The organism is Nocardia asteroides, from assembly GCA_019930625.1.
In the GTDB taxonomy this organism is placed as follows: domain Bacteria; phylum Actinomycetota; class Actinomycetes; order Mycobacteriales; family Mycobacteriaceae; genus Nocardia; species Nocardia sputi.
This window is the reverse complement of sequence record CP082844.1, coordinates 827,907-848,826: the sequence shown is the minus strand read 5'-3', so window position 1 is coordinate 848,826 and position 20,920 is coordinate 827,907. Positions and strand designations below refer to the sequence as shown.

Below are 20,920 nucleotides of genomic sequence, written 5' to 3'. Positions count from 1 at the left end.
GTGCCGTGGCGCGCGCATAGCCGACGCCCACGTGGGGGGTGGATTCAGTTGTGCGGGTCGGAGTCTGTGTCTCCAGGGTCGGACCTCGGCATCATATCGCCGTTCGCTGTGCCGCTGTCCAGGAGCTATTCCCAGCAGTGGTGGTCTGCCTTCGCTGTTTCGGGATCTTCGAGTACCTGGTCAGGAGCGTGACCCATGCCGCCCCCGAGGCCTGAGACCGACAACCCGTGGACCCGCCTGAAGGAGCAGGCCCACAATGGAACACTGAAGCTCAGCGACAGCGCGGCCGGGGAAGCGGCCGCACTCGCCGCCGCGGCGGCGAACGCCGTGGAGCTGGTCAAGCGCCATGTGGCAGATGTCCAGAATCCCAGGGGTTTCGGCGCCGCTCAGTCGAGTTACCTCCTGCAGGCGAAGTTCGCGAAGGCGGCCGGAGATCTGGACGACATCCTCCGGCGGTTCCTGGAGATCTTGAACGCCATGGGCGAGACCTTCCTGGCGGCGGGCAAGAAGTACAACGAGACCGAGACCGATTCGGGCGCCGAGTTCCGCAGAATCCGGGACAACACGCCTCGGCGAGGGGATGTGAACCAAGGGGGCAATCCCGCGACGCCTCCCACGGCCATAGAGAACGACATCCCGGGCTTCATGACCGATCGGCAGTATTACAACACCAAGGCGCCGGCCCCGAAGGATGCCGACAACAACGGCCGCGGCGACGAGTTCCGGGCGATGGAGGAATTCTCCGGCGCGCGGGAAGGGCGCGATTCGACTCCGATCGAAGTCGAGAACCCGCACGAGAAGGACCACCCGTTCTTCGAATCCTTCGAAACCGGCATCGATTCCATGGCGGTCATCCAGGACGCTCGAGTCTGGGAATGGATGGCCGTCGAGCTCGACGGAACGTTCGATGATCTGAACAACCGCCTGGCTCGGTTCCCGCTCGACGGTTCGTGGGAATCCCCGCAGGGCCAGGGCGGTATCAACGCGGCGATCGCGGCCGCGAACACGTATCGGTCCCAGGCCACCGCGCTGACCAACAGCATGCGGGTGATGAGTCAGAATCTGACTTACACCGCGGGCTGGCTGGCCGAGACCAAGAGGTTCATGCCCGGTGAGACGCGGGACCGGGGCGGATACGTCGACCGCGAAATCCAGGAAGACAGCTGCCTCACGCTGTGGCACCGGAGGGGCTTCGAGAACTGGTACGCGGAGGGGATCAAGCACACGAACTCGGCGATTCCGGTCCTTCCGGCCCCAACGGTGCGGCCCGCGCAGGCTCCAGCGCCGCCCGGCCCGCCCGGCCCGCCGGGCACGGCTTCACCCGGCACGGCCGCCCCGGGAGCGTCGCAGCAACAGTTGGCGGCTCTGCGGTCCGCGCAACAGCAGTCCGATCAGCAGCGGCAGGCACTGGAGCAGCAACAGAGAGCGCTGGAGCAGGCGCGCCGCACGGCCGAGCAGCAGGACCAGCAGCGCGCCGCCGCGCAACAGCAGCAGCAGGCCCAGCAAGCCGCCCAACAGGCGGTTCAGCAGGCCGCACAGCAAGCCGCACAGCAGGCGCAGCAGCTCGGGCAGCAATTGGCAGGGGCCGCGCAGCAGGCGGCGCAACAAGCCGCCCAGCAAATCGCGCAGCAGAGCGCGCTCGCCGGGTTGCCCGGTCTGCCACCAGGTTTGAAAGACATTCAGGACGCCGCCAAGAAGATGGGTGCGGCGGGGAAGGGGGCGACGGGCGGCCCCGGGCCGGGCATCGGCAGTGCCAACCCACCGGCCGGGCAGAACCTCGAGCGAGCTTCCAAACTCTTTCCCCGAGCGACGGCGGACATCGCCGCCACGGCGGCTGGTGTGCGCGCGGGTCTCGCGCAGGGAGCGGGAATGCCCGGCGCGCCGATGGGCGGCATGCCGATGGGTGGCCCCGGCGCCGCCGCGGGCGGACAGCAGAAGGAGCACAAGCGCGCCGACTACCTCGACTCCACCGAGCATCTCGAGGAGGCGATCGGTGAGGCTCCGGTCGTGGCGAAACCGGTGGTCGAGAAATGACGGCCGGGCTCATGACGCACACATGGCGGTTCACCGACCTGGAGTTCGTCGTGCTCTGGGAGGATTTCGGCGAGCCCGGCCCGCCCAGGCCGTTTTCCTTCACCAGCCGCACACCCTTGTTGGACGACTACCGCAACGAAAAAGCGGAGGTGCGTGCCGCTCTGCGCGCCTCCTCGACTCCGGCGATGCGGGAGATGCTGGCGGACCTGTATCGCCCGGACATTCGCGTCCGGGTACTGGGTTTCGACGGAAGGGATTACACCAACGTGGCGAACAACGTGCGGCTGATGGCGGCACGTCGTGCCGATCGCGGGTATCTGGTCACCCAGTTGCCGGGTGAAACCGTCGGCCACAGCGGCGGATTCACTGTCACCGAGTGCGCGGCGGTGGAGTTGGCCGACGTGGTCGTGCGTGCGCTGCCGGAAGCCGACCCGGGCAAGCGGGCCGATATCGTGCTCGCCGACGAGAACGAGGGCTTGGATCTGGATTACGACTACGGCTCCTCGTCGGTGCGGGATTCGTTCGAGGCGTCCGTGCACGATCGCTCGGCCGAGTTCCGGTCGGCTCCGGCCGAGCGTTTCGGATTCATCGACGTCCTCCAAGCGCACTCGATCTTCGGCCCGCGCGGCATGACCCGGCATCGCCTGAAATGGCGGGATCTCGTGGACGACGGCCGTTATGTGATCGATGACGGGCATCCTCCGGTCGCGATGGCGGCCGATAAACGCCGTGTTGTCTCGGTGATCAACGCGCGCATTGCCGAAGTCGTCCGCGCGATCAAAGACGAACGAGGATAGAGGGGGTGGAATTCCGATGACCGCATCGCAGCCCGGACAGCCGGGTGATTTCCCGGCGGAATTCACGGCGAATTCGCTCACCGGCTCGATTTCGGTGCGCACCAACGAAATGGGCCTGCCGTTGGGCATCGAAATCGACGCCGATCAATTGCGCCGCGATCCGGACGCGCTGGCCGGCGAGATCCTGCGGTTGTGCAAACAGGCGGCGAACCGTGCCGCTCTAGCTCGGCGAGCGCAGTTGCAGCAGTGGGGATGGACCTCGGAGATGCTCGCGCTGACCGGATTGCCCACCGAACAGCAGGTGGCGAGGCAGGAGATCATCGAGGAACAGGAGTACGACACCGAACCACAGAGCTGGCTCCGATCCGTCTGAGCAACAGCAGAATTCGCGAGGTTGTCATGGTCGAAACAATGGACGAGCTCATCGCTCGGGTGCGCAATCAGCTCTACCGGCTCACCGATCTCAACGATGCCATGAAGGGTATCCGGGTGAGTGAGACATCGCCCGACGGCGCGGTGACCGCGGAAGTGGACGGTAACGCCGCGTTGGTGGGACTGAGCTTTTCCGCCGCGATATCAAAACTTTCGCCGGACGAGTTCGAGAAAACGGTTGTGGACACCGCGCGGGCGGCCGCGCACAGGGCTTTCTCGGAGCGTGGTGAACTCATCACCACATTCAATGAGGAGGCCACCGGGTAGTCACCGGATGTTAACCACGTCGGGATCGTGATATGCGGTCTTCGCTAGGTAAAGTTGAATACGAAACGTCGGGGGATGTTTCGGGATCGGAAGATGATCATGAGCCACATTGCAGTAGTCCCGGATGCGCTGCGTGTCTACGGAAGTGAATCGGCGGCCATGGCTGCCGGCGTGGGAGCGATCGCGGCGGCCGACCAAGCCGCGACCGTCGCCGCGGTGGTGCCGGTGTTCGGGTTGATCGGCCAAGAGTTCCTCGTCTCGTATGCTTTCGCGCAGGCCAACCACTTGTCGTCGGTGGCGCAACTGGCGGCGGTGCACGCGGGTACGGCGCTGACGGCGCACCAGGCCGCCGCCACCTACGAGGGCGCCGACAGCGGTTCGGGGGCGGCCATCGGAGCGGTCCGCACGCAGTCATGACCACGCCAGGAGCCACTCCGCCGCCCGGCGCCGATCCGCTGGATCCGACGATCCTGGAATTGCTGCGGGGCAGCGCTCTTGCGCCCATGCTGGACATGCCGGTGAACGATGTCCTGCACAGCATGGGTTTACCGCAGCTGCCGGACATTCCGGCCTTCGTGCAGTTGCCGGACATGCCGCCGCTGCCGACGATCGATCTCGACGCGCTCATGCGTCCGCTCGCCGATCTCGCCTCCGCGTTCGGCACCGGTCAGCTCGGCGCGCCACCTCCGCCCGCGCAGGCCGGTGACACCGCCGCGGCGCCACCCCCGCCGCCGGTCGACCCGACTCAGTTGCTGCAGAACGTGTCCACCGTGATGCAGACCGTGATGCAGGTCGGCTCGTCCCTGGTGCAGACCTTGATGACGGTCTGGCAGGGCATGGCGGCGATGGAGGCCGCGAAGAAGGCCGGTGAGGCGCGCACCGACGCCGACAAGCTGGCGGCGCAGAGCGCGCAGGAGAAGTCGGTGCTCGTCGACGCCGCAGGCAGCGTCTTCACGGGCGCGGGCCTGATGACGGCGGTGATGGCGAAGTTCTCCACCACCATGGCCTTCGCGCCGCTGCTGGCAGCTTCTCCTGGCGGACAGGGTTTCCTGGTCGCCTCCGCGATCGAGGCGATGACCGAGGCGCTGGCGATCACCGCCAAGACGAAGGCGGAGATGGTCGGGCACAGCGCGAGCATGACGCAAGCCGGGCAGAAGGTTCCGATCACCAACGCGCCGACGGGCGTGCAGTCGGCTGAACAGCTGACCCAGCTCATGAGCATGATCACGCCGCTGATCGGTACGGCCGGACAGGTCGTTCAATCGCTGGGGCAGCTGGCGGCGGCGAATCCGTCACTGCTCGCGCCGAAACCCATCAGCGCCCCTGGCGGGCACGAGGGCACAGGCGAGCCCGCGGAAGGCGAGGACGGCAAGAAGAACTCGGCCGTCGGCGGCCCGGGCGGCGTGGGTGGCATCGGCGGTGGTATCGGCAGCGCGATCGCCGCCGCCGCACCGCTGAACCCTTGGCCGGGAACCCGAGTGGCCGGCGGCTCGTTGGGCGGCATCGGCGTGGGAGCGCCCGGTACCGGCCCGGGAACGTCGTCGGCGATGTCCACTACAGCGGCAGGCACCGCTGCGACGGGGACCGGAACCGGTGGCGGATACATGCCGATGGGCGGCGGGGCCATGGGTGGCGCGGGACTGGCCCGCGAGGGCGAATCGACCACCGACGCGCTGCGCGGCCAGATGATCACCGGCCGGCACGGCGACGAAGTGGTCGGCCGGATCGAAGGGGTCTCGCTGCCGGTGGTCGGCGCGGCCGACACGACATCGGAACCACCGCCCGATAAGGAACTCACGCTCTGACGCGAGTGCCGAACAGCACACAGGAGGGTCTCATGAGTGACGGGAGGGGTGAGGTGTACGACAGCGTGCGATTCGACTCGGTCACCGCGGGCAAGGCGTCATCCGGACTGGACGCGCTGGCCGATCGGTTGACCTCGGACCTGCGCTCCGCCGAGGAAGCGCTGACCATCGTCCCCGCGGGCGCCGACGAGGTTTCCGGCCGGGCCGCGCAGACCGCGAACGACGTGGCGTCGTCGTATCTGGCGAGCGCGCAGGCCGGCGTGCACGAGATGCGCAAGCTGGCGGCCGCGTTGCGGCTGCACTCCAACCAGTTCGACGGCATGGAATCGGCCAACACGGCGGACTTCGACAGCACGGGCGACAGGCCCGCCTGACCGGTCTTCGCGTCCTCGAGCAACCGAAAGGTCCTCCCCTGCAATGATCGAACCACCGCAGCCAGGTTTCACCGGCGTGGTGTGGACCGCGCGACCGCCCGAGCGGCTCGCGCGTGACCTCACCGCGGGGCCGGGCGCCGTGCCGATGGCCGAGGCCGTCGCCGCGTGGTCGCGCCTGGCCGCGTCGTTCGGCGCCGCTGTGGTCGAGTACGAGAAGGTGCTCGTGGACATGCGCGGCGCCTGGCAGTCGGGGCGCAGCGACGAAGTCGTGCAACGCGTCACGACCTTGCGGGACTGGCTGGTTGACGCGGCCGGCGCGGCGGCGGCCAACGCCGCCCGGTTCCAGGCCCAGGTGACCGCGTACGAGATCGCCCGGCTCGCGATGCCCAACACCGCCGACCTCGAGGCCATCCAGCAGGTACAGCGGATGTTGGAGTCGATGGGCGGGATGGTCGGTGCGCCGATCCGTGCGGTCGCGGCCGAGACCGACGCCGAGCAGGACGTGGCGAAGGCGGTGGCCTCGCGGGTCATGCAGAACTACGAAATGGCCACCGAACCCCTGGCCGCGCCGTGGCAGCAGCAGGAGCCGCCCGTGGTGGCGCCGGAGCAGGCGCTGACCGCCGAACAGACCGCCGCGCGGGCCGAGGTCCCGAAAACGACCGCAGCACCGTACGGTGCGGTGCGGATCGGGACGGTGCCCGTCCCGGCGATGCCCCGGGTGCCCACCGCCTACCGCGCACCGGTGTACGCGCAGTCTGCCGCCACAGCCGAAGTCGTTCCGCGTGCTACGCCCGCCGCTACGGTGAGCGCGAGCGGACAGCCCGCACCGCTCGTGCCCGGTGCGGTCGGCCAGGCCGGTCCGGCACAGGATACGGCTAGGTTCCCGCGCGCCGCCCTTCCCACGGAAGCAGGTGAGCAGATCGGGTTCGAGGGTGGCATCCAAGCGGCGCCCGCGGTACTCGGTGGCGCGGAGCCCGCACCGCACGCCGTCGCGCCGACGGAGACCAGGCCCGAGACGGGGGGTGCGGCGTGACGTCACTGACGAACGACGCGTTGCTCGTCGTAACCGAACGGCTGGGAGTGCAAACTCTCCCCTTGGCGCTCTCGGTTGCGCCACAACAGGATTCGATCGACGAGTACCTGGCCGCCCAGGAACACGCGCTCGCCGGATTGATCGGTGACGGCCTGCTCGACGCCGAGGGCGAAGTCGAATCAGAACTGGCCGCAGCGCTGTTCGTCCTGGCGCAGCCGGACCGTGAGCTGGTCGCGCGCATCTACACCGAGGACGGTCCTCGCCGCTTCTGTCTGGCGCGCCGCGGCGAACAGCACGCGCTCGCCGTGCGCTCGGGCGAGTGTTTCGAAGTGCGCTCGATCTGGGCCGACGGCTCGGACGTGACGCTGGCCGGTCCGCTGCTGGCCGCGCTCGGCTCGTGCGAACCCGCCGAGATCGCCGGATTCAGCGCGCTCGCCGCTGATCTGGCCGACCGGCTGGACGCGGCGGAGGACTCCAGCGGCTACGCCGACGCGATGTACGCGCTGGGCGTCGGCGAACGCGACGCCGCCGTGCTCGGGCTGGCGTTCGGCTCCTGCCGCGCCTACGCCGAGATCGTCGCCTACAGCCACCAGGACGGGCTGACCAGCCGGGCGCCCGGCGCGGTGGCGGTGTACGACACCGGCCGCGGGCGCATCGTCGTCGCTCCCATGGTCTCGCCGGATCAACAGATCTGGTCGACGGTCACGACGGGCACCGACCACCGGGTGACCCAGGCGGTCGCCACGTTGCTGGAAGGGCTACCCGGGGGGAGGTGGCTGCCACCGTAGCTCTCGGGTCGCCAGGCCCGGTAACCCCCTGCTCGGTGAGATCGCCCGGATCTCCCTATCAACACGAATTCTGACGGAAGGAAACGAAATGTCTTACACAACTCTCGGCGGTGGCTCGGGGCAGACCTACGGTGTCGAGGAGGGCGGCATCGACAGCGTCGTCAGCCGCATGGAGGACTCGATCTCGACGCTGCGCACCTCGATCAACCAGATCGACGAGTCGGTGCAGGCCGTCGCGCGCGGCTGGCAGGGTGACGCCCACCGCGAATTCAACACCGCGGCCGCCGAGTGGCACGACGAGGTCACTGCGCTCAACGGCAAGCTGGACCGACTCTCGCAGGCCGTGACCTCGGGTAAGAACACCATCGTCGGCTCCGACCAGGCAGGCCTGGCGTAACCCTCGACGGCGTCGCCGTCCAGTCGGATCGCCAATCTCTCACCAGAAGGAAACAGCAATGACGATCATGTACAACTCGCCGGCCATCACCGAGATGGTCAGTGACCTCAGCCAGTACGGTTCCACCATGAAGGCGCAGATCGACGAGCTCAACAGCGCCGCCGCCGCGTTCCGCGACAACCTGCAGGGTGAGCAGGCGGTCTCGAACTTCGACACCGCACACCGGAACCTGACTTCCGAGCTGGAGGACACCCTCCAGAAGCTCGACAACCTCGGCGTCAAGGTCGAGAACGCGCTCAATCGCGCCATCGAGGCCGACGGCAAGGTGGGCGACGGCTTCGCCGCCTTCTGATCGCGCGGAGCGACGACCAACGGCCGGCTGGAACGGTAAGGGTTCCAGCCGGCCGTTTTCGTGTGCGCGAGTTATCGCGCCGCGAGCGACTCACCGATGTAGTGCATCTCGTCCGGCGTGGTCACCATCAGCACGGTCGCGCTGCGCGCGGCCGTGCGCACCGTGATCCGGTTGGGGGCCTGGGGATCCTGGACCAGCGTCACGTCCGCGTCCACCGACCCGACGGGGTCCTCCGGCCGCCGCACGTGCACGATCGTCGCGCCGCCCGCGTGTGCGGTCGGCGGGATGCCGTCGAAGACCAGCACGGTCGTGCTCGGATACGGAGCGGCGGGCGGTGGCGGGGGAGCGGGCGGATGACAGCTGGCGCCCGCGGCGCGCGGAGCGATGGAAAGCACCTGCGGCGCAGCGAGCTTCGCCACCATGGTGTGCCATGCCTCGGGCCGGGCGGTGTGCACGATGACATGTGCGCCGAGCGCGGTGGCGCGCAGGATCACCTGCTGGGCCAGGTCCAGGTTGCCGATGACTTCGAGGTGGCGGGTGCCCTCGCCGATCAACGGCACCGCGATGCCCTGGCCGCGCTCGTCCGCGCCGATGAGCTGGCCGCAGCCCGCTGTGGGCACCGCGAATCCGGTGAGGGCGGCCAAGGTGCCGCGGTAGGCGATGTCGCTGCCCCACCGGCCCGCGTAGCCGATGGGCAGGGTGTCCAGCAGGATTCGCAGCTGGTTGCCCACCAGTTCACGCAGCCCGGGCAGCGGCGGCTCCTCGGGCGCGGTGACGGTGTCGAAGCGGACCACAGCATTGAGCACCACCGTGTCGGCGAGATCGGTGTGTCGATCGTGGCGGCCGGCTCCCGGCCGTAGACGCAACGTCACCGTGGTGGACAAGCTGGGCACCGCCCAGATGCCGGCCAGTCCGCGCGGTCCGATCATGTCGGCCGCGATCTGGTACTGCGTGAGGAAGCGGCCCTGGTACTCCAGCGATTTCGGCGACTCGACGAGCTGGTCGACATCGAAGCCGTGGGTGAGCTGGCGCACCGCGGTGTTCATCTCGGTGGCGGTCAGCACGGAGGCGGCGATGTCGTGGGCGGCGAGCCGGTTGGCGACCCGGCGGGTGGCGATGATCGCGGTGCGCAGCGCACCCGCGCCACCACCGCCCCGGTTGTCCACCGCCTCGGCGTTGGCCAGCGGATCCATCCGCAGCACCAGCCAGCAGGTGCGATGGGCTATGGCGGGCAGTGGGCCGAGGATGCGGTCGTACAGCTGTGCCGCGACACCGATGCCCGCGGTGCGCGCGCCGGTGCTCACCACGTCGATGCCGGCCAGGGTCAGATCGAATTGATCGAGGCAGCGGGCGATTTCGGGGAGCGGGAGCAGCTGGTCGGTGCTGAGTGAACCGCGATCGAGCAGGGTCAGCGTGTCCGGCGGTGGATCGATCCGGAGCATGGTGAGCAGCAGATCGCCGTCCCAGCGCACGCCGTAACCACCCCCCTCGGTGAGCGGCACGTCGAGGGCGGGCGCCTGCGCGAGGCGTTCGGCGGGACGCAGGCCGGGACGCTTGCGGCTGATCGCGCTACCGATGCGCGCGGCGGGAGTGTGACCACGGATCGGCGTGAGACCGGCCAGCGCGATCACCACGCCCGCGGCGCAAGCCCCCCAGATCGAATCGCAGACCGCGAGAACAATCCACGCGACGGTCGCGGCCAGCAACATGACGGGCACGATCACGCGAAGCGGAAAAATGCGAAACAACCAGAATTCCGGATCACGCAATGTGTCATAGGCCGACCGGCGTCGATTTACCGCCCGCGACGCCTCCGATATTTCGCTGTCGGTTGGCCCGCCGTTCATCGTCTCGTCCACAGTTGTTTATTCCTGCCTCGCCTGCGTGCGACCGCCGTTGATCGGCTTCGGATTTCCATCGGTTCAGAGCCGTCGGAGAATTACGGTACCGTGTCGAAAGAGATGGCGATCGATTGCTCGATGGAGACCATGTGCCGGCACAGCTGACAACCCGCGCCCAGGTCAACGGATACCGATTCCTGTTGCGCAGGCTCGATCACGCACTGGTTCGCCGCGACGTCCGCATGTTGCACGATCCGATGCGTTCCCAGATTCGCTCACTGCTCGTCGGCGCGGTGCTCGGCGTTCTCGTGGTGGCGGGCGCGGCGATCCTGGCCTTCCTGCGTCCGCAGGGTGCGATCGGCGACGCCCTGATCGTGTCGGGCAAGCAGAGCGGCGCGTTGTACGTGGTGGTGCAGCGCCAGGACGGCGGCAAGACCCTGCACCCGGTGCTGAATCTGGCGTCCGCGCGGTTGATCACCGGGGCCGACGCCGAGCCGCACGCGGTGAAGGACGACAAGCTGAACGATCTGCCGCGCGGACCGCTGCTCGGCATTCCGGGCGCGCCGGGTGCGTTGCCCGGATCCGAGCAGGGCGGCAGCTCGGAGTGGTCGCTGTGCGAGACGATTACGCTGTCGGAGGGCGGTAGCGCCGCCTCCTCCTCGGGTGCGACGACGACGGTGATCGCGGGCCGCCCCGCGCTCACCGACCGGATCAGGACCTCCGGTCAGGACGAGGCGCTGCTGGTCCGCCGCGACAACAAGACCTACTTGGTCTACGACGGTAAGCGCGCTGAACTCGACCTGGCCGATTCGGTGTTGACCAGGGCGTTGAACCTGACCGCACATAGGCCCCGGCCGGTCGGTACCGGATTCCTCGGCGCGACGACGCAGGTGCCCGCGATTGCCCCGCCGCAGATCCCGCGGGCGGGTGAGCGGGGGCCCGGCCCGCTGTCGGATCTCCCGATCGGCGGCGTCATCTCGGTGTCCGGCGTGGGGCCGGAGGGCGACTCCTCGCTGTATGTCGTGCTCGCCGACGGTGTGCAGCCGGTGTCGCCGTTCGCCGCGCAGGTGATCAGGTACGCCGATTCGCACGGCATGCGGGAGATCGCGACCATGCCACCCGACGTACTCGAGCGGGTGGCGGTGGTCCACCAGTTGCCCATCGACGACTTTCCGGTGCGCACCCCGAGGATCCTGCCCGCCGAGGACGCGCCCGTCACCTGTGTAGCCTGGGCGAAGTCGCCGGGCACCGCTCCGGCGCAGCGCGAGGCCGAGGCCGGCGACGGACCCGGCGAACGCGCCATGGTCAGTCTGCTCGTCGGCACCCGCCTGCCGATCGCCCCATCCGCGAAACCCGTCGATCTGTCCACCTCCGACGGCGCGGGCGACCGGGTCGACGCGGTCTACTTGTCGCCAGGCTCGGGTGAGTTCGTCCAGGTGACCGGCATGGAGCCGGGCAGTCCGCGCCGGGGCAGCCTGTTCTACGTCGCCGACACCGGTGTCCGCTATGGCATCCCGGACGCGGCCACCGCGAACGTACTCGGGCTCGGGAGCAGTCCGCGCCTCGCGCCATGGGCGATCATCGGCCAGATGGTCCCCGGGCCCACGCTGTCGGCGCGAGAAGCGCTGGTCGCCCACGATTCGCTGCCCACGCAATGACGTTCGGTGGACCGGTGATCCGGTCCACCGACGGTGTAGCGGGTTTGGTCGGCCTCAGTCGGTCCAACCGACGTTCAGCGAGCTGAGCAGGCCGGACAGGGCCAACTTCATATCCGACGCCTCGATGCGGCGCAGCACCGCCTCATCGATGTCGGTCAGGTCCAGCGATTCGTCGTTGGCCAACCGGAATTCGCGCTCTTCCTCGGCCGCCTCGATCACGTTGCGGACGAATCGCCCGTTGCCCGCGAGGTCCACGCCGCGGCGCGGCTGACCGCTCTGGTCGGTGCTCTGCATCGCGTACAGGCGCTCGCAGGCCTGTACCAGCTGCTCGAGCGCCCCTTCGGACAGGTCCGAGTCCCGCTTCTTCGCGATGACCTGGCCGATCTGCCCCAATTCCTCGGCGGTGTAGGACGGGAACTGAAGCCGCTTGGAAAAGCGCGACGCCAAACCGTCGTTGGCGGCCAGCAGCCGGTCGATCTCGCCGTCGTAGCCCGCGATGATCACGACGAGGCGATCACGGTCGTTCTCCATCCGCGCCAGAAGCGTGTCCACTGCCTCGCGGCCGAACGCGTCGCCACCTTGCAGACCGGTCTGGATCAGCGTGTACGCCTCGTCGATGAACAGCACGCCGTCCATGGCGGTGTCGATCAGCTTCTCGGTCTTGATCGCGGTGCCGCCGAGGTTCTGGCTGACGAAGTCGACGCGTTTGGCCTCGACCACCTTGTCGGTCTTCAACAGCCCGACGCCGCAGTAGATCTTCGCGACCACCCTGGCGATGGTGGTCTTACCGGTGCCGGGCGGCCCGGTGAAGGCCAGGTGCTGGCCGCGCGGTTGGCTCGACAAACCCTTCTCGGACCGGATCTTCGCCAGCTGCGCGGACGACTGGAGCTTGGCCACCTGGGTTTTCACCGAGGCGAGGCCGATTTGCGAGTCCAGTTCGGCCCGGGCCTCGGTGAGGATCTTCTTCGCCCGGTCCTGGCTCTCGGCCTGCTCCATCTGCTCCATGGACGGCGAAGAGGCCGGATCCCACTTGTCGGTCCGCGCATCGATCACCTCGCGGCTGGTGACGGTGATGCGGTAGGTGCGGTCGCGCATCGCGGCCGCGTTGGCCTCGAAATCCGGTGCCTGCGAGTACACCTTCTCGAACAGCGCTTGGGCTTCCTCTTCATTGCCCGATTCCCGCAGGCACAGGCCGCGGCAGAACATCGCGGTGGAACGAGCCGCCGGGATCGGGCCCGTCTCCGCCTGCTGCATCCGCCGGATCGCCTCGCCGAACAAGCCGAGCTGGGCACACGCGGTGCCCACCATCACGTGCGCGCCTGCCGCCAGATACGGATCCTCCCAGTCGGCCGAACCGGCGAGCACCGTCATCACGTCGGGCCAGCGCTGGGTGTTGTAGTGCAGTACGCCACGGACATACGCGCAGATGCGGTTGTCGATCTCGGCGTCGGGATTGCTCAGCTGGCCCCGGCGGAATTCGTCGAGGTCGTCGAGCACCCGCTCGGCTTCGTCGTACTCCTTGTCGGCGATCAGGTGCGCCGCCCAGGCCAGCGTGATCTCGGTGTGGTTGGCCAGCGGGTAGTCGATGTACAGGCCGGGCAGGAACCGGCCCGCGAGCTCACGCGGGCGCAGACCGAGCCTGCGCTGCTCGCGATAGAGCGTGCTCGCACTGGTCTTGTGCAGATTGAACAGAACGTCCTTGGTCAGTTCGCCCGCGGCGGCGCGGCCGAGCCACGCGTCGCACATCGTGGGATCCCACTCCGTGGCGCGTTGAAAAGCCAGTTTCGCATAGTCGAGATCACGTGCGGATTCTTGCCCCTCGATGGACAATCCGAGCGACAGGATTCCGGCATCGAATGCGCGTTGTGCTTGGCGGTTGCCGGTCATTGCTGTCGAACCCCGAAATCTTCGTTTCTCGTAGTAGAGACGTTCATCTGGATACCAGACTACCGATCGCGCGTGGCCCGGTGCGTCCGTTACATTAGGTTCAGCTGCCGGGAGGTCGCAACGCAAGAGTCGTCTATGTGTGAAAGTGCTTGACGAGTGTTGAAATCGTTCACTCTGGACGTGTCGGGCAAATGTCGTCGGCGGGTCGTGAATCGTTGTTCCGGATGAGGGCGGGGGAAGATTGCCGTTGATCGAGTCGGCGAGCGGTACACGTACCACCGAGCCCGTTTTGAGTCGTGTTTCGGTGATCGGTGGCAATACTCAAGTCGATGTCGGGTTGCCCGCCACCGTGCCGATCGCCACGTTCATCGGCGAACTGGTGGCGCTGATCGAATCGCGCAACCCCGAGCGGCCGGACGCGGAGGAGGAGGCGGCGCCGCTGGAGGCGCGGCACTGGACCTTGGCTCGGCTCGGCCGGGAGGCGATCGCGCCGAGCCGTACGCTCACCGAGGCCGAGGTCTACGACGGTGAGCTGCTGGTCCTGCGGTCGGTGACCGCGAAGGAAGCGCCCGCGCTGTTCGACGACGTCATCGACGCCGTATCCCGGCTGACCGCAGAGGAATTCCAGAGCTGGTCCGGTGTGGCCGCCCGCTGGATGGGTCTGATCGTCTCGGTACTGAGCGTGCTGACCACGCTGGCCGTGCTGGTGGTCTCTCGCGGGCACGGCGATCCGCTCGCGCCCGCCTTCGCCCTGATCGGCGGCGGCATCGCGGCATTCGTCGCGGCGGGTATCGCGGCGCGCCGATACACCGACTTGGTGACCGCCACGTGGTTGTCGCTGGACGGACTGCTGCTGCTGTTCGGCGGCGCCGCGCTGCTCGTCCCGGGGCCCCTCGGCAGTCCTCATCTGCTGCTGGGTTGCTCGGTGCTGCTGGTCGCGGCGGTGGTGGGATACCGGACGACCGGCACCGGCGCCACGCTGTTCTGCTGCGCCGCAACGCTCGCCGTGATAGCGGGCGTCGCCGCGGCCGTCTACTTGATCTGGCACCCGGGCCTGCCGAAACTGTCGGCCGGTCTGCTGGTGGCCGGAATCGCGATCATCTCGGCGGTGCCGCGACTGGCGGCCGTGCTCGCGCGGCTGCCGATCCCGCCGGTCCCGACCGCGGGCGGCGCGATCGACCCGGCCGACCACGAACCGCGACCGACCATCGAGGGCATCGGCGCCATCGGCGCCAGCGCGCTGCCCTCGGCGGCGGGGCTCGGGGTACGCGCCCGTGCGGCCAACCAGTTCCAATCCGGTCTGATCGCGGCATGCGCCGCGAGCGCGGTCGTCGGCGCGTTCGGCGTAGCCGATCCGCTGGGTTCGGCACGCTGGCAAGGGGTCACGCTGGCGATCGTGACCGCGATCATCCTCGCGTTGCGCGGTCGCTCGTTCGCCGACCTCACCCAGGCCGCGACGATGATCGGAGGCGGGTGCCTGGCCGCCCTCGCCATGACCGTCGGTTTCGCCGTGGGCGACTCCGAATACACCCTGTTCGCGGCGGGCGTGCTGCTCGCGTTCGCGACCGGTGTGGTCGGCTTCGGGGTGATCGGTCCGCACATCGAGGTCACGCCGGTGACCAGGCGGATGATCGAGATCTTCGAGTATCTGCTGATCGTGTCGGTGATCCCGCTGGTGCTGTGGGTCATGAACGTCTACTCGATGGCCCGGAACATATGACCGGCAGCGCCTTGCGCCGGAGACTCTTGCGGATGGTCTGCGCCGCAACGGTCATCGGCGCCGGGATCGGCGTGCCCTGGCCGAGTGCCCAGGCGATCGCGCCGCCGGCGATCGATCCCGGCGCGCTCGGCGCCGCGCAGGGTCTGAGCGTGCGCCCGGCGCCGCTGGAACCGACCGAACAGCGCGCCGTCTGCGCCGAACCCGTGCTCACCGGCGCGCCACCCAGCGAGCCCCCGATGGCGCAACGGGTACTCGATCTCCCGTCCGCGTGGCAGTTCAGCCGCGGCGCCGGACAGAAGGTGGCCGTCATCGATACGGGGGTGAATCCGCATCCGCGACTGCGCTCGCTGCAACCGGGCGGTGACTTCGTCTCCGACAGCGACGGAACGGTCGACTGCGACGGACACGGCACGCTGGTCGCCGGAATCATCGCGGCGCAACCGAGTCCGCGCGACGCCTTCGCCGGCGTCGCGCCCGATGCGGATCTGCTCACCATCCGGCAGCTGAGCCTGGCCTACGAGCCGAAGGACCGGGGCGGGCAAGGCGACCCGCCGGGCAAGATCAGCAGCGACGGTTACGGCAGTGTGCTCACGCTGGCGGCGGCTGTCGTCCGGGCCGTCGATCTCGGCGCCACCGTCATCAATATCTCCGAAGTCGCCTGCACCGCAGCAGGTTCCGACACGGCCGACGCCTCGCTCGGTGCGGCGGTGAAGTATGCCTACGACCGCAATGTCGTCGTGGTCGCGGCCGCGGGCAACCTCCAGCCCGACGGCGCGTGCTCGAAGCAGAACGAGGGCTCGGGGTGGGGCTCGGTGGTCACGGTGGCGAGTCCGGCCTGGTTCACGCCCTACGTGCTCTCGGTGGGCTCGGTGGACTCGACCGGCCAGGTGTCCGAACTGTCGCTGCACGGCCCATGGGTGGCCGTCTCGGCGATCGGCCGCAATATCGTGTCGCTGGACAGCAAGCCGGGTGGCACGGGGCTGGTCGACGGCGTGCAGACCACCGAGGGAATCAGGTCCGTCGAGGGCACCAGCTTCGCAGCGCCCTACGTGACCGGGCTGGCGGCGCTGGTGCGGGCGCGTTTTCCGGAACTCACCGCGCAGCAGGTGATGGACCGTATCGTCCGCACCGCCCACGGACCGGGCACCGGACGCGACGACCGGATCGGCCACGGCCTGATCGACCCGCTCGCCGCGCTCACCGCGCAACTGCCGGAGAAGCCGGTGAGCGCCGGGGCCGACACTTCGCGAGTCGTCGCCGCGCCGGTGATTCCCCCCGGCCCGGACCCGCGGCCGCGCCGGATCGCTGTCATCGGCGCCATCGTCTGCCTGGCCTGCCTCGCGATCGGCGCGGCGCTGGCGATCCCCTTCCGCCGCTCCGGGCAGGACCTGAACGCGGAATTCGATCCGTAGCGCGGGCGACGTCTCGACCGCTCGTCGCCGACCGAACGAAGGAACCATGGTTACCGAAGGCTTTGTGCGCCGCCCCCGCATTGCACCGCCCCGGGCACCCGGCGGCGAGGTGGCGCTGACGGCTCCGCCGGAGATTCCGCGCGCACTGCCCGCGCCGCTGATGATGAAGCTGATGCCCGTCGTCATGGTGTTCGCGGTGGTCGGCATGATCGCGATGATGGCGATGATGGGCCGCAACCTGCTGGCCAATCCGTTCATGATGATGTTCCCGATGATGATGCTCATGTCGATGGTCGGCATGATGGCGGGCTACCGTGGCGGCGGTCCCAAACGCGCGGTCGAGCTCAACGAGGAACGCAAGGACTACTTCCGCTACCTCGACCAGGTCCGTAAGGACGTGCGCCGCACCGGCGGCAGGCAATTGGAGACTCTGCGGTGGAGTCATCCCAAGCCGGCCGACCTGCCCTCCCTGATCGGGACAAGGCGGATGTGGGAGCGCAGGCCGAACGACCCGGACTTCGGGCACGTGCGCGTGGGCGTCGGTAGCCACCGGTTGGCAACCAAACTGGCGCGCCCGGAGACGGGGCCGCTGGAGGACCTGGAACCGGTGTCCACCGTGGCGCTGCGCCGCTTCGTGCGCACCCACTCGGTGGTGCACCGTTTGCCGACGGCGGTGTCGCTGCGCGCTTTTCCCGCGATCAACATCAGCGGTTCGAGCGAGGACGCGCACATGCTGGTGCGGGCGATGCTGATGGAGCTGGCCTCCTTCCACGGTCCCGACCATCTCGCGATCGCGATCGTCTGCGCCGACCCGGATGGTCCCGCCTGGTCCTGGGCGAAATGGCTGCCGCAGTTGCAACATCCGACGCTGCGCGACGGCATGGGGTCGGCGCGGATGATGTACCACTCGCTCGGCGAGCTGGAGACGACGCTGGCGGCGGAGCTGCTCGAGCGCGGCCGGTTCATGCGCAACCCGCAGCCGACCCAGGGACGGCTGCACCTGGTGGTCGTCATCGACGACGGCTACGTCAGCGGCAGCGAACGGCTGGTCAGCGAGTCGGGCTTGGATTCGGTGACGGTGCTCGACCTCACCGCACCGGAGGGCGGGCTCGCGGCGCGGCGCGGACTGCAACTGGTCGCCACCGACGGCGAGGTGGCGGCACGCAGTGCCGCCGGAGTGGAGAAGTTCGCCACCGCCGACCGGGTGAGCACGGCCGAGGCCGAGTCCTTCGCTCGTTCGCTGGGCAGATACCGGCTCGCCACGGCGGCGCAGATCGTCAGTCTCGGTGAGGGAACCGCGACCGATCCGGGACTGATGGCACTGCTGAAGATCCCGGACGCGGCCCAGATCGATCCGGCGAGGGTGTGGCGTCCGCGCACCGGCCGCGAGCGCCTGCGGGTGCCGATCGGCATCACACCCGACGGCACTCCGGTGGAGATCGACATCAAGGAGTCGGCGGAGAACGGCATGGGTCCACACGGGCTGTGCATCGGCGCCACCGGATCCGGAAAGTCGGAATTCCTGCGCACACTGGTGCTTTCGCTGGTCACCACGCATTCACCGGACGCGCTCAACCTGGTGCTGGTCGACTTCAAGGGCGGCGCGACCTTCCTCGGCCTCGACTCGCTGCCGCACGTCGCCGCGGTGATCACCAATCTGGAAGAGGAACTCGCGCTGGTCGACCGCATGAAAGACGCGCTCGCCGGTGAGATGAACCGCCGCCAGGAACTGCTGCGCTCGGCGGGCAACTACGCCAACGTCACCGACTACGAGAAGGCGCGTGCCGCGGGCGTGCCGCTCGATCCGCTGCCCGCGCTGTTCATCGTGGTCGACGAGTTTTCCGAATTGCTGTCGCAGAAGCCGGATTTCGCGGAACTGTTCGTAATGATCGGACGCCTCGGCCGATCGCTGCACGTGCATCTGCTGCTGGCCTCGCAGCGCCTGGAGGAGAACAAACTGCGCGGCCTGGAATCGCATCTGTCCTATCGCATCGGCCTGCGTACGTTCTCGGCGAACGAATCGCGCGCGGTGCTCGGCATCACCGACGCCTACCACCTGCCGAGCGTGCCCGGTTCGGGGTATTTGAAGAGCGACGCGTCGGATCCGTTGCGGTTCAACGCGAGTTACGTGTCCGGACCGTACGTCGCGCCGCAAGGAGCGGTGACCGGTGCGGACGGCAGCCCGGTCGCCGGAGTGCGGCCCGCGTTGTTCACCGCCGCGCCGGTGGAACTGCCCGAGACGATCGAGGCCGACGCGGAGTCGGCGGCGCCGTCGAATCCACTGCTGGAGCTGCCGCCGCCGCCTTCGGCCGTCGCGGCCGTGCCCGGCGCCGACGACGGCATCCCGGACACGTTGCTCGACATCGTCGTCAAGCGGCTCACCGGGCACGGCCGCCCGGCGCACGAGGTGTGGTTGCCGCCGCTGGAGGAATCTCCGACCGTGGACATGCTGCTGCCGGACCCGGACTGGCGTTCGCCGGTCAACCGGCACGGTCAGTTGTGGATGCCGATCGGCGTCATCGACAAGCCGTACGAGCAGCGGCGCGATGTGCTCACCATCAATCTGTCCGGCGCGCAGGGCAATGTCGCGGTCGTCGGCGGCCCGCAGTCGGGCAAGTCGACCACCCTGCGCACCATCGTCATGGCGACCGCCGCCACGCACACCCCCGAACAGGCGCAGTTCTACTGCCTGGACTTCGGCGGCGGCAGCATGGCGGGCCTGTCCGGCGTGCCGCACGTGGGTTCGGTGGCAGGTCGCCTCGACGGTGACCGCGTGCGTCGCACCGTCGCCGAACTCACCACGCTGATGCGTCAGCGCGAGGAGCGGTTCGCCGCGCTGGGCATCGAATCGATGGCCGAGTTCCGCCGCCGCAAGTTCGCCGACGGGCAGCGCGTCCCGGACGGCACGGCTGGGCCCGCCGGCCCGTTGGCCGAGGACAAGTTCGGTGACGTGTTCCTGGTGATCGACGGCTGGGCCGCGGTCCGTGAAGAGTTCGACGTGCTGGAACCGCAGATCAACGCCATTGCCGCGCAGGGCTTGTCGTTCGGCATCCACCTGATCATCGCCGCCTCGCGGTGGGCCGAGATCCGTCCGGTGGTCAAGGACCAGATCGGCACCCGTCTCGAGTTGCGGCTCGGCGATCCCTCGGACTCGGAGATGAGCAGGCGCACCGCGCACCAGGTTCCGGTCGGCCGCCCCGGCCGCGGCCTCACCCCCGACCAGCTGCACATGTTGATCGCGCTGCCACGCCTGGATTCCGACTCCGGTCCGGGCAGTGTCGCCGAGGGCGTCGCGCGAGCGCGGACCGAACTCGAGCAGCTCTACCCGAGCCGCCGCGCGCCCGAAGTGCGCATGCTGCCCCTGCGGTTCGGCCGGGACGAGCTGCTGGCCTCGGCGAGGGCCCAGGGGATCGAGCTGAGCCCCACTCGGGTGGTCGTGGGTCTCGGCGAGTCCGAATTGCAGCCATTGGTCCTGGATTTCGGTGTCGAACCGCATTTCATGGCTTTCGCTGACGTGGAATGCGGCAAGACCACCCTGCTGCGCAATATCGTGATGGGTGTGGTCGAGCAGTCGACCACCGAGCAGGCCAGGATCATCATGGTCGACTACCGCCGCACAATGCTGGGCGTGGTCGAGGGTGACCACCTGGCCGGGTACTCCACCTCGTCGCAGACCTGCGGTCCGATGATCCAGGAGGTGGCCGGATATCTGGCCAAACGAATCCCCGGTTCGGACATCACCCCGCAGCAACTGCGGGAACGCAGCTGGTGGAGCGGCCCGGAGATCTACATCGTCGTCGACGACTACGACATGGTGGCCACGGGCAGTATCAATCCGTTCGCGCCGCTACTGGAGTACCTGCCCCAAGCCCGCGACATCGGCATGCACCTCGTGGTCACTCGCCGCAGCGGCGGCGTGTCCCGCGCGCTGTACGACCCGATATTGGGCACCATGAAGAACCTGTCGGTCGAGACTTTGATCATGAGCGGATCGCGCGACGAGGGCAAGCTGATCGGCGACGTGCGACCGAGCAAATTGCCTCCCGGACGCGGAACCCTGGTCTCGCGCAGCAGAGGCATCGAGATGGTGCACATCGCGCACCTGCCACCGGTCTGACCAACT

General features: G+C 68.5%; 17 protein-coding genes. 15 read left to right on the top strand and 2 right to left on the bottom strand.

Features of this window, described 5'->3' with window-relative positions; genetic code table 11:
* Positions 1–195 precede the first annotated feature (195 nt).
* The 11 genes from K8O92_03985 to K8O92_03935 all read left to right on the top strand — a co-directional run bounded on the left by K8O92_03985 (position 196) and on the right by K8O92_03935 (position 8,279).
* Positions 196–2,034, top strand: coding sequence for a hypothetical protein (locus K8O92_03985; protein ID UAK33164.1), 1,839 nt, complete (start codon positions 196–198; stop codon positions 2,032–2,034).
* An 11-nt stretch (positions 2,035–2,045) separates the two neighbouring features.
* Positions 2,046–2,831 (top strand): ESX secretion-associated protein EspG, encoded by a 786-nt coding sequence (locus K8O92_03980; protein ID UAK33163.1) that lies wholly within the window; start codon positions 2,046–2,048, stop codon positions 2,829–2,831.
* Positions 2,832–2,847: 16 nt separating this feature from the next.
* Entirely contained in the window at positions 2,848–3,204 is a 357-nt protein-coding gene (locus tag K8O92_03975) for a hypothetical protein (GenBank protein ID UAK33162.1), read from the top strand.
* 26 nt (positions 3,205–3,230) lie between these two features.
* Entirely contained in the window at positions 3,231–3,530 is a 300-nt protein-coding gene (locus tag K8O92_03970; GenBank protein UAK33161.1) for a YbaB/EbfC family nucleoid-associated protein, read from the top strand.
* A 99-nt stretch (positions 3,531–3,629) separates the two neighbouring features.
* On the top strand, positions 3,630–3,947 hold the full coding sequence (locus tag K8O92_03965; protein UAK33160.1) for a hypothetical protein: 318 nt from the start codon (positions 3,630–3,632) through the stop codon (positions 3,945–3,947).
* A complete protein-coding gene (locus tag K8O92_03960; protein UAK33159.1) occupies positions 3,944–5,335 on the top strand; it encodes a hypothetical protein in 1,392 nt (463 codons plus the stop codon). Before K8O92_03965 ends, K8O92_03960 begins: the two co-directional genes overlap by 4 nt.
* A 32-nt stretch (positions 5,336–5,367) precedes the next feature.
* Complete coding sequence (locus K8O92_03955) at positions 5,368–5,709, top strand: PE family protein (GenBank protein ID UAK33158.1); 342 nt, start codon at positions 5,368–5,370, stop codon at positions 5,707–5,709.
* A 43-nt stretch (positions 5,710–5,752) separates the two neighbouring features.
* Positions 5,753–6,742 (top strand): PPE domain-containing protein, encoded by a 990-nt coding sequence (locus K8O92_03950; protein ID UAK33157.1) that lies wholly within the window; start codon positions 5,753–5,755, stop codon positions 6,740–6,742.
* Positions 6,739–7,530, top strand: a complete 792-nt coding sequence (locus K8O92_03945; GenBank protein ID UAK33156.1) for an ESX secretion-associated protein EspG — start codon at positions 6,739–6,741, stop codon at positions 7,528–7,530. The genes K8O92_03950 and K8O92_03945 overlap by 4 nt, the downstream gene beginning before the upstream one ends.
* Before the next feature lie 88 nt (positions 7,531–7,618).
* Complete coding sequence (locus tag K8O92_03940) at positions 7,619–7,927, top strand: WXG100 family type VII secretion target (protein ID UAK33155.1); 309 nt, start codon at positions 7,619–7,621, stop codon at positions 7,925–7,927.
* Positions 7,928–7,985: 58 nt separating this feature from the next.
* Positions 7,986–8,279, top strand: coding sequence for a type VII secretion protein EsxR (locus K8O92_03935; protein ID UAK33154.1), 294 nt, complete (start codon positions 7,986–7,988; stop codon positions 8,277–8,279).
* 71 nt (positions 8,280–8,350) lie between these two features.
* Here the strand turns inward: K8O92_03935 and eccE are convergent, their stop codons facing one another.
* The gene (eccE, locus tag K8O92_03930) at positions 8,351–10,126 is read right to left on the bottom strand and encodes a type VII secretion protein EccE (GenBank protein ID UAK33153.1); all 1,776 of its coding nucleotides are present in this window, start codon (positions 10,124–10,126) and stop codon (positions 8,351–8,353) included.
* A gap of 143 nt (positions 10,127–10,269) precedes the next feature.
* Here eccE and eccB point away from each other — a divergent pair, with 143 nt between their 5' ends.
* A complete protein-coding gene (gene eccB / locus K8O92_03925; protein UAK33152.1) occupies positions 10,270–11,778 on the top strand; it encodes a type VII secretion protein EccB in 1,509 nt (502 codons plus the stop codon).
* 54 nt (positions 11,779–11,832) lie between these two features.
* On the opposite strand, the gene eccA is transcribed toward eccB, so the two are convergent.
* A complete protein-coding gene (gene eccA, locus K8O92_03920; GenBank protein ID UAK33151.1) occupies positions 11,833–13,665 on the bottom strand; it encodes a type VII secretion AAA-ATPase EccA in 1,833 nt (610 codons plus the stop codon).
* A gap of 247 nt (positions 13,666–13,912) precedes the next feature.
* On the opposite strand from eccA, the gene eccD reads away from it, so the two are divergent.
* From eccD to eccCa, 3 genes are read left to right on the top strand one after another with little or no spacing between them, the layout of a single operon-like run.
* Positions 13,913–15,385 (top strand): type VII secretion integral membrane protein EccD, encoded by a 1,473-nt coding sequence (gene eccD, locus K8O92_03915; protein UAK33150.1) that lies wholly within the window; start codon positions 13,913–13,915, stop codon positions 15,383–15,385.
* On the top strand, positions 15,382–16,797 hold the full coding sequence (gene mycP, locus K8O92_03910; GenBank protein UAK33149.1) for a type VII secretion-associated serine protease mycosin: 1,416 nt from the start codon (positions 15,382–15,384) through the stop codon (positions 16,795–16,797). Before eccD ends, mycP begins: the two co-directional genes overlap by 4 nt.
* A 46-nt stretch (positions 16,798–16,843) precedes the next feature.
* Positions 16,844–20,914 carry a type VII secretion protein EccCa gene (gene eccCa / locus K8O92_03905; GenBank protein ID UAK33148.1) on the top strand — a complete coding sequence of 1,357 codons (4,071 nt, stop codon included), beginning with the start codon at positions 16,844–16,846 and terminating at the stop codon, positions 20,912–20,914.
* Positions 20,915–20,920 lie beyond the last annotated feature (6 nt).